Raw genomic sequence first — 14,221 nt, 5'->3', positions numbered from 1 at the left:
AATGTAAATAGATATTTGGTTATGAACGGATATCTGAGAAAGTAAGAGTTTTGACGAATCACATTTGTGCGCCTGTAATTCTTTAATGGTGATAAAGCATAACCGTTTTAATACTGGCGATTCTGTTTTTTCTCGCAAATCATTAAACGGGTCTATGGCAATGGCTAATGTTTGTTTACAAATACGAAACAACTGTAACTCAGTAAGGTTAAAGTTCATGTCTACAATTGATTAATCTCTGTGAATACAGGGTTCATGATGAATCAGCTTAAATCCTTGCGCGAGCAATCGGTTTATCCCTGTGTATACAGGGAACACTCCCGAACCGCCTCCTGAACCTAAAAAACCGTCGGTTTATCCCTGTGTATACAGGGAACACATATCACTCCAAGTTGTATTTTTTTCTTTTAGCGGTTTATCCCTGTGTATACAGGGAACACGCATTATTTTTAATTTCTCTGACATAATTAATCGGTTTATCCCTGTGTATACAGGGAACACCCGCGCTATTATCGGTGATAGTCAGAGTAACGCGGTTTATCCCTGTGTATACAGGGAACACATGTGTCTAATTCTTTTTCCATTTTAATCACCTCGGTTTATCCCTGTGTATACAGGGAACACGGAATTACCCAACCTGTCATTATTTTTTTTGCCGGTTTATCCCTGTGTATACAGGGAACACGTGATAGTTTTAAACATTTATTTGAACAATTATGGTTTATCCCTGTGTATACAGGGAACACAATGCGAGATTTAGGCTATAGTACTAATGACACGGTTTATCCCTGTGTATACAGGGAACACAGCTATATAACGCTCCCTCAGCTAATGTTTGTCGGTTTATCCCTGTGTATACAGGGAACACGCCCTCTTCATACGTCATAGCGCCACTGTCTACGGTTTATCCCTGTGTATACAGGGAACACCCCAATTATAACATACTGTTTTATAATTAAAATATTGGTAACCAAATTTCTACCGATTTTTTAGGCTATTTTTTACCAAAATCTATATTTATAACACTATGTTTTTATTTAATTAATTAAAATTGATGGAAATTAAAATTCGATTCTACGGAATTATACCAATAAATTCATATTTTTCATGCAATTAAATAAATGGTAAACAATGAAATATAGAATTGCGATTATTTGAATAGTAAAAAATGCTATGTAATATTGACGCATCGCCGATTTATCCCTGTGTGTACAGGGAACACAGCAAAACATTAATATTGATTCTAGAATTTATCGGTTTATCCCTGTGTGTACAGGGAACACAATAATATTAACTTTTTTATTACTAGAATTTTCGGTTTATCCCTGTGTGTACAGGGAACACAGAGGGTGAAAAAATTGACGTTTCGACTCTATCGGTTTATCCCTGTGTGTACAGGGAACATGTTTCAAGCTTCTCTTTAGCCTCTCGGTGAGACGGTTTATCCCTGTGCATACAGGGAACACACCAATTATAACATACTGTTTTATAATTAAAATATTGACCACCAAATTTCTACCGATTTTTTAGGCTATTTTTTATCAAAATCATTATTTTATAACACTATGTTTTTATTTAATTAATTAAAATTGATGAAAATTAAAAATCGATTCTACAGAATTCTACCGATAAATTTATATTTTTCATGTAGTTAAAAAACAGTAATTTTTATTGAGATGTTTTTAATACTTTACTGTTATCAAAATAACTCTACTTTTTAAGTTATTTGCTGATTTAGCTTGGTTTTAAAATTTTCACAAATTAATCTCAAGTACTCGTTTTTTGTAGGTACATTTCTATGATTTTGAGTAATCCAATATATTTTTTTGAATGAAAATAATTTTATAAGCACTGTTATTTATGATCTATTACTCAATATGAAAAGTAAACATTTATGTTAGCTCAACATGGTATTTTGTTTATCACCATAGAGTTAAAATAAATTATTTATTGATTTTTATACTGAAACGTATAGTTAACCTGAAACTTTTTGACAAAATATTATCCCTGTGTTTATAGGGAACTCATATTATCAATTTGATTCAAATAAGATTTAAAAACGATAATAATCATAATAAGCTTTTTAATTTTTGCCATGCATAGTTAAATCTAACCTTAAGATAAAAAGCTAAAATGCGCATTTTAATTTTACTAATGGGGCGATTTTCTTTTTTTTTGATATCATCAATTGCACTTAATAATTCATCTTCATCAAAAAAGTAGTAGACAGATGGAACTGGTGTGAGCGCATTGTGGTAACAATAAGGTGCGACATAATTAAATAAAGCATGTTCAACATAGGATGTTGGAAATAATTTTGCTACAGGGGCTATATGGTTGTAATCTACTTCATTATCTACAAATAGATCTGAAAGAGCAATATAAAGATCTTCTTCATTTAAAGTATGTTCCACTTTGTAAACTCCTCTATTTCATCATCAAGACTATCTGCGACTACAGAACCAATAATCTATCCTCCAAAATTTAATCCTGTATATACAGAGACACTTGCTATCGTTCATTCAATCCGTAAAAAGCCCCGGTTTATCCCTGTGCATACAGGGAAAACACAAAGCCGACATATATAATCAATCTTATTAATTTAAACTTTAAATAAACAATTTAATTTTTTAAAGCTATAAAATTATTCAACTTTTTTATAAACTCTTCCTTTGTTGTCTACAAGGTCTTTGTTTTCTTTAAATTCACCTAAATAAGTTTCGTGTGAATCAAAAAGTTGATTACTATTTTTTATTTTTACAACAATTGTAGCTGGCTTACCTGTATTAAGGACTTTATCAAGTTCATTAGGCTCTTCAGTGAGTTTATACTCAACATCATTTATTTTTTCTAGTTTTATAACTCTTAGGGTTGTTTTTTGTGGTACATACTTCCCTTGAAAATTGGTTTTTTCATTACATGCAGCTAGCATAAAAAATAAAACAAAACAAAATATTATCTTTTTCATTGTTACTTTATCCCTTCTTTTAATTTAAACTTTAAATAAACAATTTAATTTTTTGGCGCTTTAAAATTATTCAACTTTTTTATAAACTCTTCCTCTGTTGTCCACAAAGTCTTTGTTTTCTTTAAATTCACCTAAATAAGTTTCTTTTGAATCAAAAAGTTGATTACTATTTTTTATTTTTACGGCATGTATACATTTCTTACCGTAACATTTAGTAGTAGCTTTATAATCAACATCGTTTACTTTTTCTAATACTAGCCACAGTTCACCTTTAGTTTCTATTTCTTCATATTTTCCTTGAAAATTAGTTTTTTCACCGCATGCGGCTAACATAAAAAATAAAACAAAACAGAATATTATCTTTTTCATCATTACTTTACCTCTTCTTTTTTATAAACTCTTGTGTTATCTGTTCTAACGTCTCGTTATTTAAATGCCTATCAAGAATAAAATTGATAATTTCACTAACTCTTACTATTCTTCTGCACTTATTACTTATATTTAAAGCGATTGTTGTTGCTATTTTGGTTTATCTCTGTGTATCTCCTTACTCTTAAAAGACTTTAAAAGGCCGGTTTATTCCTGTTTATAAAGGGAACATGATAGTGTATACGTTATATGTTGTACCGCTAACCGGCTTATCCTTATGTATACAGGGAAACGTATTATAACTTATTGTTTATTAATTAAAATGATTTGTTGAAAATTTCCATCAACTTTTTTGCTGTTTTTTTATATAATTTTATTGAGATGTTTTTGATGCTTTGTTGTTATTAAAATTACTCTATTTTTAGAGTGATTTGTTTGTATATCTTAGTTACAAAATTTTCATAATTTATGATTCATATACTCGTTTTTAGTTAACATGATTTCAGCAATCTTAAAGTAATCAACTATATTTTTTTAGTAAAAACCATTATGTAAGGCTGTTATTTCATATCTATTACTTAATTTTAAAAGTAAATACTTATATTGACCTAATATTATGTTTTCTTTATAAACATAAAGTTAATTTAAATTTTTTATTGTTTTTATACTGAAACGTATAGTTAACCTGAAACTTTTTGACAAAATAGAAATACCTATCATTTGTTAGTAAACTGACTATAAATTGTTGATCACTATTGTCACTATTTGTGATTTGGCTGATTGTGTCTTGCAAATTTTTATTTTCTAGTTTAATTTACCTGCACAAATTACAAATAATTAGAGATGAAACATGCAGATATCATTTAAAGAACAACAGCAGCGAATTAGCTTTGTAAAACAATTTTTTGCCGATAAGTTAGCGGAAAATTTATCATTAATCGAAGTTCAAGCCCCTCTACTGAGTAAAGTTGGTGATGGTGTTCAAGATAATTTATCCGGAACTGAAAATGCAGTGCAAGTTAAAGTAAAAACGATTAATGATGCCCAATTTGAGGTGGTGCATTCACTTGCTAAATGGAAACGTAAAATTTTAAGTGCTCACCATTTTGCTGTTGGTGAAGGCTTATATGCTAACATGAAAGCACTGCGTCCTGATGAAGATCGCTTATCGCCTATTCATTCTGTCTACGTTGATCAATGGGATTGGGAAAAAGTAATTCGACCAGAAGATCGTAATCTAACTTATTTAAAACAGACGGTTGAAAAAATTTATTCAGCCATTAAAGCGACTGAAAAAGCAGTATCCGAAAAATATCATCTTTCCCGTTTTTTACCTGAATCAATTACCTTTATGGACAGTGAGCAACTGTTAAAACGTTATCCAAATTTATCCCCTAAAGAGCGTGAAAATGCGATAACTAAGGAACTTGGCGCTGTATTTTTAATTGGTATTGGCGGTAAGTTGGCAAATAACGAAAAACATGATGTGCGTGCTCCAGATTATGATGATTGGAGTAGCGATAATGAAATGGGTTCTAAAGGGTTAAATGGTGATATTTTAGTTTGGAATCCTGTTTTAAACAGTGCCTTTGAAATTTCATCTATGGGTATTCGTGTCGACCCTGAAACATTAAAACGTCAATTGAAAATCACTGGTGATGAAGATCGTTTGCAATTTGCTTGGCACCAAGCTTTAGTCAATGGAGAACTATTACAAACCATAGGTGGTGGAATTGGTCAATCCCGTTTAGTTATGTTACTTCTACAACAAAAGCATATTGGTCAAGTTCAAGCTAGCGTTTGGGATGATTCAACCAAACAAAATTATTCAGAATTGCTTTAGTTAGCAGTCAACATACTTTACCTTAAATGGTAAAGTATGATTTTTACTAAAAACTTCTATCTAATCCCATTTGCCAAAAATTAGCTTCAAGTTGAGTAGCCTGCTTAAATATTGTCGTTAACTGTTCAAATCGGCTCGTATCGATATTTATTAAACGTTGATCAATCCATGCAATTTCATTTTGCATTGTCTGTTGAAACGCCTTACTTCCATACATTTTAATCCAACTGGTATATGGGTTATTTTTAGCATCATACCAAAGTTGTTTTCTCAACCATTTGGCAATCATACCATAACCGATTAAACAAGGAGACAATACAATATGTAAGTCTAAAATATCACCTTGCAATCCAACATCAAGCACATACTGCGTGTATGCCTTATTTGCTTTGGCTTCGGTTAGCGTGTTGAGTTCATTTTCATTTATTCGCCATCTTTTACAATATTCAATATGTAAATCGAGTTCGACTTCAACAATCGTTTTTAAGCTATTTAAGGATTGCTTAATTTCTAAAATATCATGACTTTTATAAACAGCAAGTCCCCAAACGCGTGAAAAATTGATTAAAAATAGATAGTCTTGTTTTAAATAGTGCTGGAAACAGGCTATATCTAATATTCCTTTACCTAATCGTTGAATAAATTCATGTTGAATATAGTGATCCCAATCAGTTTGACAGGATTGGATAAGTGAGTAAAACGATGACATAACAGCTCCTTTCTTTTACAACTCAGCTACTGATGAGTAAAGCAGACTTGCAGAAAAAGCCTGTTTTAACTCCTTTTCTTCGGTATTAAACGAATCAGGTTCTGCTGGTATAATTTCAGCCTATAGCACCCCTATTAAATAGATATCCAGAATAATAAACAAAACTTTTACATGAGTAATTATTTATTATTAGGTTTTACTTGCTATTTATTCATTTATTTTTAACTAAAAATTAATCTTTATTTTTCTTATTGCCGTTGAGTAAGCTTATTCAGTCACGTTGCAGATATTACTTATTGAGCCTACTCAATCTATTTTATTAAAAGTGGTTATCTGTTTTCTGACTCAATTTGGGGTTCCTGATTTTCTGTAGCGAGTGGAGCTGCTTCTTGTTGCTCTGATGTATCAGATTGAGTTTTTGGGTTCTGGTTTTGGGTTGTTGGTGTTTGTTCGGTTGTTTCAGTCGCTACGGGTATATCTTTAAAGCGTACATAAACAATCTTTTGTTGACCACGATCACAAGATCCGACAATTTTACCTTCAGTTTGTTGATCGGCTTGTTCGACTGGAATGAGTTTCAATTGGAATTTAGAAGGATCAACACCATTATTTTTTATTTTTTCAGCTATATTGTTACTAATGTCCTCACAATTAGACGCTACAGCCATCATTGGTAAACTTAATAAAAGAACCAAGACTAACTTTTTCATTTCCTTTCCTTTTAGTATAAAACTACTAACATTATAAAACTATTGGTGAATCTGTCTACATCTGTTGTAAGTAATTACTTCATAAAAGTGAATGAAGATAAACCGAATTTAGGAAAAAATGAAATAATGATTACTGGTGTTGGTTTTCCAATAATTTTAATCGATTCAGAATCCAAGAACGAATATCGTTTAATTCATCTTCCGATAAACTATTCACAAAATCTCTTTTTTCATGCAATTTTTTACGGTCAGCTTCAGTTAATACTACTCCTTCTAAATTTAACAATACTTCTTTACGGTATACGGAGTAGATAAATTCTTTTATTAAGTCATCTGAAAAATTTATCTCAGTCATAATATTCATTCCTTTTGTCTCATCATTACCTACTTCACAACTATTTAATCAAAATGGCTGGTCTTTTCAGGTAAGTATCATCAACTACATCGGATAAAAATGCCATCTTTTCTAAACTTCAAATCATTATCAAAATATCACTGGCATTTTTACTATAATATTATATTAAAGCCTTTACAATGGACAAATATCACTCATTCATAAAAATTTTTTAATTTTATATCGCCAAAATTATTCACTATACTATTTGATAAGTATTTAACAAACCTGTTGATAACTCTTTACTAAATTGATTTATATTATTATTTTTGCTAGGTTAAAAATTAACCAGTTCATTTTTTAATTTTATTCCCTTAAAAAAAGCAAGTGTTTTTTTACTTTTTTCTTGTACAAAAAAAGCTTTTTATCGTCTAAATTTCAACAAAAAAGCAACAGCCCAATATTAATATTGTGATTGTTGCTTTAACATGATTGGTATTTAAAACGCAGTAAAATTCCAAATAGTAAATAAGAAATCTAAATAGTTAATACATGCAATTGATAAACTTTATACCTTTTAAAATCGGTAGGTTTAAAGTAAACAAATTACTGCGATGATTCCGTTATGTTGTTATTTATTGAAATTGTTAGAATAAGTTTTTCTAATTAAACAGCGAAAATCAAATACCAAGATTGATTGTCACATTATCATTATTAGAATTTATAATGCGGTTAGAAATGCGATAAAACCAAATATGACACCAGGAGAATTAGCGATTGCAATTGGCCAATCTTTCTTTTCTCGTAATAATCCATAAAACACCCAAAGCAAACAGTTGATTGCAGCCGCTAATGGTTGAGTTGGATTAGATTTTAACCCATGAAGATTATCAATAATTTGTGGAATATAAGAAATATACATACATAACGAAGCTGCTGTTGCAATAATACCTAAATAATGGAAAGCTTTTTTTGATAGTTTCAAAATTGTCCCCTTTTAAATTTCTAAAGATATCTAAATGATTATAATCAGATGTGGAATTACCTGCAATTACACGATCTTGCCCCAAAGTATTCATTATCGTTAAGACAAATCAATGAAATAATAAGGAATGTATGTGTTAAAAAACGATATTATAGTTATTCATCAGGTTATAAAACGCACTGTGTAGTTTATTAGCCAGTAAGATAAAAACCACACAATGCAATTTATTTCTAGGATTGGTGATATTGTTATAAATTACCTGTAATTATTTAAGTTCAGTCTGTTTTGTTTCATAACCTAAAAATATAATACTGATAATTGCAACTAAGATCGATAAACTAAAAAGCCCGAAAATAGTACTGATTGATACATTATTTGCCATTAATAACCCAACCATTAATGGACCTAAGATACCGCCAATACGGCCAATTGATGCCGCCATGCCGGCACCCGTTGCCCGAATATTGGTGGTGTATTGTTCTGGTGTGTAAGCATACATCGCACCCCATGCACCTAAATTAAAGAACGAAAGTAATGCACCAAAGAATAATAACTGGTTAGCGGATTCAGACAAACCAAACAAATATGCGCTTATTAATGTACCAAGTAAATAGGTAACTAACACCCATTTGCGCCCAACACGTTCAATTAGCCAAGCCACCGTGAAATAACCAGGTAACTGGGCAAGAGTCATTAACAAAATATACTCAAAGCTTTTAACCATACCAAAGCCTTTCATCATCATAACGCTAGGCAACCATAAAAACATGCCATAATAGGAAAACACTACGCAAAACCAAACAATCCATAGCATTAATGTTTGACGACGAAACTTTGTTGATAATAATGACTGTACTTTATTAAGAATGGAATCTTTTTTGGCATTGGAATTTAACTGTATGTAGGTCGGTGAATCCGGTAAGCTAAATCGTAAATAGAGCGCATAAAAAGCAGGAGCTGCGCAAATTATCATAGCGCCACGCCAACCAATGGCTGGAAGCGGGATAAGAAAATAAGCAATCAATGCCGCAAGTACCCAACCTACAGCCCAAAAGCTTTCCAATAATACCACCACCCTACCACGTACCTCTGGTGCAACGCTTTCACTAACTAATGTAGATGCAACGGGCAATTCGCCACCTAATCCCATACCAATAAAAAAACGTAATACAAGTAAGCTACCCAGTCCCCATGCAAAGGCACTTAAGCCACTGGCAATACTAAACATGAGTAAGGTAAATAAAAAAGCCGATTTACGTCCTTTTTGATCAGCATAAATACCAAATACAAATGCACCCACCGCCATGCCGATAGAGTTAACACTACCTATCCATCCCAGTTGAGCAGGTGAAAGCCCCCAATCTTGCTTTAACGCAGCTAAAATAAAAGATAATAACCCAACGTCCATTGCATCAAACAACCAACCTGTGCCGGCAACAAGTAATAATTTATTAATCGATAATGATGATACTTTTAAATTTTCCATAATAACTAACAAATAAAATAACTTGAGTTTGTTCATCAAATCAGATTCTGAATGAAATGTCCATAACTTAATCTGACTTTACCCAAACTATCCCCAAAATCTGAGCCTTGTGCAACAATAATACCTTGAGACAATAGGTGATTTAAAAACATTAGTTCTTGAGCCGTATTTGTCACAGGTAAGTTTGCATACAAATGAAAACCACCTAAGGACGGTTGATAAGTTATCTCACCATTAAATTTGGTGTTTAGCCAATTCATTAATTGCTCTGATCTGTATTTTAGTTTTTCACGTAGCAGTTGTTGATGTGCCAAATAGTGGTTTTGTAAATATTGTTCTGCTAATAATTGAGGTAAAATGCTTAACCCTGAATCAATATGTTGACGGATTTTAGCTAAGTTTTCGATAACTGCTCGAGGCGCAATCATCCAACCAATTCGAATATTTCGACCAATATATTTAGATAATGAACCTAAATAAATAACCTGATCATTACTATCAAACTTTTTAATCGGTGAGATTGCTAAATTATCGCTAAAGGCTAAATTACTATAAGCATCATCCTCGACGATTCCAATACATTGTGATCGACAAAAATCAAGTATCCTTTTTTTTCGTTTATCACTCATAACAAATCCCATCGGATTTTGAAAAACAGGATTTAAAAACAACCATTTAACTTGATGTTGTTCTACCACTTTTTTTAAACTCTCCAGCATGATGCCTTGAGCATCACACTCTATGCCATATAAACGTAATCCCGCCGCTTGAAATAAGGGTAACGAATAAAAGTAAGAAGGAGACTCAATGCCAATCGCATCTCCGGGTTTGAGTAAACCTTGCGTAATTAAAAACAATGATTGCTGAGTACCTGAAGTAATTAAGATTTCATCACTGTCAACTTGCGTAGCAAAACATGCTTTCATATAGTGCACAATCTGTTCTTTAAGTGAGGGTAAACCCAACTGTAACTGATCACTCTGTTTTTCGTGCATCACTAATTCGTGGGAGGATATATTAGGTAATTGTAATTTGGGAATTAAATCAGTGGGTAAATCTCCATTAGCAAGATCATATATTTGAGTTTTACTGTTCCGTAGTTTATCAATTTTTTGTTGATACAATGTTTGTTTGTTTTGATAGAAGAAATGCCCAGGTAAACGCCAATTAATCGTTGAGTAAACTTGCATCCCCCATTTCTGATTATTTACATAAGTACCACTACCACGTTTACGAATTAATACACCGCGTTCAGTTAAAAAATCCAGTGCATGTACGATTGTCGAACGATTTACTTGCAATTGTTTAGCCAATTCACGCTCTGAAAGTAACTTTTCACCCGAAATCAAAATCCCTTGTTCGATATAGTACTCAATCAGTTGGATAACTTTTTTGAAAATTGGCCCTTCAAAGGGAACAAGTTTTTGTTTATGCCACATGTATTTACTCTTTTTATATCGGAGTGATAACTTTAATGTTTTTAAAATTGGTATTAAATGGTTAAGTCTTTTAATGCCATCGCAATTTTGTGTGATTAGGGTTCGACTTTTTTAATATACATTTGTTACCATTAAAAAATTATGTCCTAAGAAATAAATTTTATAATTTTATTTTGTTTGCCATTTATCTCATTGATAATATTCGCTTTATTGCATTAAATATTGCAAAACAAAGATGATCTATTGAAATAATGGCATTATAAGCAATGTCTAAAAATATACTTAATGCTGCCTAAATTTAACCGAATACAAAATAAAATTGGATGGTTTGATTATAGTCCAATTGGCCGTTTATTCCACTCTTATATTTCTGAATAATAGATACCTAATCTCACATTTTATTATTAAGAACTTTACTAGGAGCAAGCATGAATCAAGTTACAGGAACGCAAACCGTTAAACGTGGTATGGCGCAAATGCAAAAAGGTGGTGTTATTATGGATGTCGTTAATGCCGAACAAGCAAAAATTGCCGAGCAAGCGGGGGCGGTTGCAGTTATGGCTTTAGAGCGTGTACCATCGGATATTCGAGCAGCTGGAGGCGTTGCCCGAATGGCAGATCCAACAATAGTAGAACAGGTAATGAATGCAGTGACAATTCCTGTCATGGCAAAAGCACGTATTGGGCATATTGTTGAAGCTCGCATCTTAGAATCAATGGGCGTTGATTATATCGATGAAAGTGAAGTATTAACCCCTGCCGATGAACAATATCATCTACTTAAAAGTAATTTTACCGTACCATTTGTGTGTGGTTGTCGTGATTTAGGCGAAGCATTACGTCGTATTGGTGAAGGTGCATCAATGTTACGAACCAAAGGAGAGCCTGGTACAGGTAATATTGTTGAAGCGGTGCGCCATATGCGTAAAGTCAATGAACAAATTCGTATGGTTGTCAGTAAATCTGATGATGAGTTGATGACTTTTGCTAAAGAAATTGGTGCACCTTTTGAACTGGTAAAACAAATTAAGCAACTCGGTAAATTACCCGTCGTCAATTTTGCTGCGGGTGGCGTAGCTACTCCTGCCGATGCAGCTTTGATGATGCAACTTGGTGCGGATGGCGTATTTGTCGGTTCTGGTATTTTTAAATCACAAAATCCTGAAAAATTTGCTAAGGCAATTGTGCAAGCTACAACCTATTATGATGATTACCCACGTCTAGTGGAATTATCGAAAGGCTTAGGTGAAGCAATGAAAGGAATAGAAATCAGTAAACTTACCGAATCCGAACGCATGCAAGAACGAGGTTGGTAATGACGCAATCGTTAACTTCCAAGCGGTTAAAAAAAGTTGGTGTGCTCAATTTACAAGGAGCAGTTAGTGAACACATCACTATGCTAAATAGTTTAGATAACGTGCAAGCTATCGCAGTAAAACATCCCGAGCAATTAGCTGAACTAGATGGTCTGATTATTCCTGGTGGAGAATCAACAACCATTAGCCGTTTGATAAGACAAAATGGACTGTTTGAACCAATTAGACAATTTGCTCAACAAGGTAAAGGTATTTTAGGGACTTGTGCAGGATTAGTTTTATGCGGAAAAACCACTACCCATAATGAAGTTGAACAGCTTGCTTTAATCGATATTCATGTTGAGCGTAATGGTTTTGGTCGGCAAATTAACAGCTTTGAAACAAAGTTAGATGTTAAGTTAATCGGTCAGCAAATCCCTGCTGTTTTTATTCGTGCTCCCTATATCGCCAAAGCAGGTGAGCATGTAGAACAACTCGCTTTCATTGATGAACATTGCGTAATGGCTAAACAAAATAATATTTTAGTCTGTTCATTTCATCCTGAATTAACACAAGATAATCGCATTATGCACTATTTTGTAGAGAGCTGTTAATCAGTTTTAGTAAAATAGACCATTAATTTAATCAACTAGACATTAAGCAATAAACTAACAGATTATTATGATCTGTTAGTTTATAGTTTATATGTTAATAGCACTTTTAAAGTTGGGTTATATAGACCTGATGATTCAAAATGTTATTAGGATCAAATTGCTGTTTTATTCGCTGCATTAATTGACGGTTTTCTTGGGCAATGGCATTGTTAAAATATTTTACTTTTGCAGTGCCAATACCATGTTCAGCCGAAGGTAGTCCACCTAACTCATGACATTTTTGATATAAGGCATTATGGATTTGCTCGAGTGCTTCTGACCATTGCTTTTCGTCTCGTCCGTCACGCAATATGCATAAGTGAATATTGCCGTCTCCTGCGTGACCAAAAGCGAGCATACGAACACCTGATTGGGATTGTAACTGTTTCGTGTAATTAATAAAATCGGCAATACGATTAATCGGAACGACAATATCAATCGGATCTTGTTCTGTAACTGCCTCAACAGCACGAACCAATGATCCGCGAACGGTCCAAATTTGATTGGCTTGTTCGATCGTTTCGGCAATAAAATAGTTGCAATCGCCTAAATTCGCTAATAACTGTTGGCGTTGCTGAACAATGTGTTGCTTGTTGGCGCCATCAAGCATAATGATTAAATAGGCCTTAGAATCTGGCAGTGGAAATTGGAACCCTGAATAGCGTTCTCCCCACTGCGCCACTTGACGTTCAACAAATTCCAGTGCAGTGGGTGTTAATGTCTGTAATATTGTCGTGATATTGGTAACGGCTTGTTCAATGGTGTTAAATCCAATAATTAATGTTTCAAAGACACTTGGTTTAGCAATCAATTTTAATGTACATTGGGTAATAATACCTAAAGTCCCTTCGCTGCCGATAAAAAGATGTTTTAATGACAGGCCGGTATTATCTTTGATATTTTTACTACCAACATTTAATACTGTGCCATCTGCCATAACGACTTCAAGCGCTTGCACATAATCTCGCGTAACACCATATTTAACTGCACGCATGCCACCCGCATTAGTACTAATGTTGCCACCAACGGTCGCATTTTTTGCACCAGGATCCGGTGGATAAAAAAGATCCTGCTTTTCAACAAACTGTTGCAAATCTTGCAATAAGATGCCTGATTGTACCGTTACCGTAAAGGTAGATTTATCTAGTTCGATAATGGCGTTCATTAACGATAAGTCGATAATCATACCACCATTAGGAATAGTTGAGCCAACTAGATTGGTACCCGCTCCACGTGTTGTAATTTTTAGATTATTTTGATTGGCATATTTGACAAGTTGTGCAACTTCATCCGTAGTTTTAGGATAAACCAAAATTTCAGCTTGCCCATAATGTGATTTAAGCCCATCAGTTAAGTGAGATTGAGGTATATGATCTTTAGTAATGATTCGATCTGAATCAACAATTATATCCGTTAATTTTTTCATGTTG

General features: G+C 33.1%; 13 protein-coding genes and 1 CRISPR repeat array. Of the genes, 3 read left to right on the top strand and 10 right to left on the bottom strand.

Annotated elements, in window-relative coordinates:
- Nucleotides 1-228: 228 nt before the first annotated feature.
- A CRISPR array of direct repeats spans nucleotides 229-929; the repeat unit is 29 nt; unit sequence CGGTTTATCCCTGTGTATACAGGGAACAC.
- 1,140 nt (nucleotides 930-2,069) lie between these two features.
- From H3T96_RS10070 to H3T96_RS10060, 3 genes are all read right to left on the bottom strand, one after another.
- Nucleotides 2,070-2,414, bottom strand: coding sequence for a hypothetical protein (locus tag H3T96_RS10070; protein ID WP_144091050.1), 345 nt, complete (start codon nucleotides 2,412-2,414; stop codon nucleotides 2,070-2,072).
- Between the two features lie 230 nt (nucleotides 2,415-2,644).
- The gene (locus H3T96_RS10065; protein WP_144091048.1) at nucleotides 2,645-2,968 is read right to left on the bottom strand and encodes a membrane lipoprotein lipid attachment site-containing protein; all 324 of its coding nucleotides are present in this window, start codon (nucleotides 2,966-2,968) and stop codon (nucleotides 2,645-2,647) included.
- 66 nt (nucleotides 2,969-3,034) lie between these two features.
- Entirely contained in the window at nucleotides 3,035-3,340 is a 306-nt protein-coding gene (locus tag H3T96_RS10060) for a hypothetical protein (RefSeq protein ID WP_144091046.1), read from the bottom strand.
- A gap of 847 nt (nucleotides 3,341-4,187) precedes the next feature.
- Between H3T96_RS10060 and asnA the strand changes: the two genes are divergently transcribed.
- Complete coding sequence (gene asnA / locus H3T96_RS10055) at nucleotides 4,188-5,180, top strand: aspartate--ammonia ligase (RefSeq protein WP_144091044.1); 993 nt, start codon at nucleotides 4,188-4,190, stop codon at nucleotides 5,178-5,180.
- Nucleotides 5,181-5,226: 46 nt separating this feature from the next.
- Here the strand turns inward: asnA and tenA are convergent, their stop codons facing one another.
- The 6 genes from tenA to H3T96_RS10025 all read right to left on the bottom strand — a co-directional run bounded on the left by tenA (nucleotide 5,227) and on the right by H3T96_RS10025 (nucleotide 10,843).
- Nucleotides 5,227-5,889 carry a thiaminase II gene (gene tenA / locus H3T96_RS10050; protein WP_144091042.1) on the bottom strand — a complete coding sequence of 221 codons (663 nt, stop codon included), beginning with the start codon at nucleotides 5,887-5,889 and terminating at the stop codon, nucleotides 5,227-5,229.
- A 329-nt stretch (nucleotides 5,890-6,218) separates the two neighbouring features.
- Nucleotides 6,219-6,599, bottom strand: coding sequence for a DUF1161 domain-containing protein (locus H3T96_RS10045; protein ID WP_086327451.1), 381 nt, complete (start codon nucleotides 6,597-6,599; stop codon nucleotides 6,219-6,221).
- A 130-nt stretch (nucleotides 6,600-6,729) separates the two neighbouring features.
- Nucleotides 6,730-6,954, bottom strand: a complete 225-nt coding sequence (locus H3T96_RS10040) for a hypothetical protein (protein WP_086327450.1) — start codon at nucleotides 6,952-6,954, stop codon at nucleotides 6,730-6,732.
- Nucleotides 6,955-7,654: 700 nt separating this feature from the next.
- Entirely contained in the window at nucleotides 7,655-7,918 is a 264-nt protein-coding gene (locus H3T96_RS10035) for a SemiSWEET family transporter (protein WP_081301762.1), read from the bottom strand.
- A gap of 265 nt (nucleotides 7,919-8,183) precedes the next feature.
- Nucleotides 8,184-9,404 (bottom strand): MFS transporter, encoded by a 1,221-nt coding sequence (locus H3T96_RS10030; protein ID WP_144091041.1) that lies wholly within the window; start codon nucleotides 9,402-9,404, stop codon nucleotides 8,184-8,186.
- A 35-nt stretch (nucleotides 9,405-9,439) separates the two neighbouring features.
- The gene (locus tag H3T96_RS10025; protein WP_144091039.1) at nucleotides 9,440-10,843 is read right to left on the bottom strand and encodes a PLP-dependent aminotransferase family protein; all 1,404 of its coding nucleotides are present in this window, start codon (nucleotides 10,841-10,843) and stop codon (nucleotides 9,440-9,442) included.
- 428 nt (nucleotides 10,844-11,271) lie between these two features.
- On the opposite strand from H3T96_RS10025, the gene pdxS reads away from it, so the two are divergent.
- Both pdxS and pdxT read left to right on the top strand, forming a co-directional pair.
- Nucleotides 11,272-12,159 carry a pyridoxal 5'-phosphate synthase lyase subunit PdxS gene (gene pdxS, locus H3T96_RS10020; protein ID WP_086327403.1) on the top strand — a complete coding sequence of 296 codons (888 nt, stop codon included), beginning with the start codon at nucleotides 11,272-11,274 and terminating at the stop codon, nucleotides 12,157-12,159.
- A complete protein-coding gene (gene pdxT, locus H3T96_RS10015) occupies nucleotides 12,159-12,752 on the top strand; it encodes a pyridoxal 5'-phosphate synthase glutaminase subunit PdxT (RefSeq protein ID WP_144091037.1) in 594 nt (197 codons plus the stop codon). The genes pdxS and pdxT overlap by 1 nt, the downstream gene beginning before the upstream one ends.
- Nucleotides 12,753-12,858: 106 nt before the next feature.
- Here the strand turns inward: pdxT and H3T96_RS10010 are convergent, their stop codons facing one another.
- Nucleotides 12,859-14,217, bottom strand: a complete 1,359-nt coding sequence (locus H3T96_RS10010; protein ID WP_144091035.1) for an FAD-binding oxidoreductase — start codon at nucleotides 14,215-14,217, stop codon at nucleotides 12,859-12,861.
- Between the last annotated feature and the right edge of the window lie 4 nt (nucleotides 14,218-14,221).

Source organism: Gilliamella sp. W8136, from assembly GCF_016101285.1.
In the GTDB taxonomy this organism is placed as follows: domain Bacteria; phylum Pseudomonadota; class Gammaproteobacteria; order Enterobacterales; family Orbaceae; genus Gilliamella; species Gilliamella apicola_N.
The sequence above is the reverse complement of the archived record's forward strand: the minus strand, read 5'-3'. Positions and strand labels throughout refer to the sequence as shown.

Bases quoted from the DNA above. Each gene is read 5' to 3' on its own strand.
- H3T96_RS10040 (WP_086327450.1), bottom strand. From the start codon at position 6,954: ATGACTGAGATAAATTTTTCAGATGACTTAATAAAAGAATTTATCTAC.
- H3T96_RS10045 (WP_086327451.1), bottom strand. From the start codon at position 6,599: ATGAAAAAGTTAGTCTTGGTTCTTTTATTAAGTTTACCAATGATGGCT.
- H3T96_RS10030 (WP_144091041.1), bottom strand. From the start codon at position 9,404: ATGGAAAATTTAAAAGTATCATCATTATCGATTAATAAATTATTACTT.
- H3T96_RS10060 (WP_144091046.1), bottom strand. From the start codon at position 3,340: ATGATGAAAAAGATAATATTCTGTTTTGTTTTATTTTTTATGTTAGCC.
- pdxS (WP_086327403.1), top strand. From the start codon at position 11,272: ATGAATCAAGTTACAGGAACGCAAACCGTTAAACGTGGTATGGCGCAA.
- pdxT (WP_144091037.1), top strand. From the start codon at position 12,159: ATGACGCAATCGTTAACTTCCAAGCGGTTAAAAAAAGTTGGTGTGCTC.
- H3T96_RS10025 (WP_144091039.1), bottom strand. From the start codon at position 10,843: ATGTGGCATAAACAAAAACTTGTTCCCTTTGAAGGGCCAATTTTCAAA.
- H3T96_RS10010 (WP_144091035.1), bottom strand. From the start codon at position 14,217: ATGAAAAAATTAACGGATATAATTGTTGATTCAGATCGAATCATTACT.
- asnA (WP_144091044.1), top strand. From the start codon at position 4,188: ATGCAGATATCATTTAAAGAACAACAGCAGCGAATTAGCTTTGTAAAA.
- tenA (WP_144091042.1), bottom strand. From the start codon at position 5,889: ATGTCATCGTTTTACTCACTTATCCAATCCTGTCAAACTGATTGGGAT.
- H3T96_RS10065 (WP_144091048.1), bottom strand. From the start codon at position 2,968: ATGAAAAAGATAATATTTTGTTTTGTTTTATTTTTTATGCTAGCTGCA.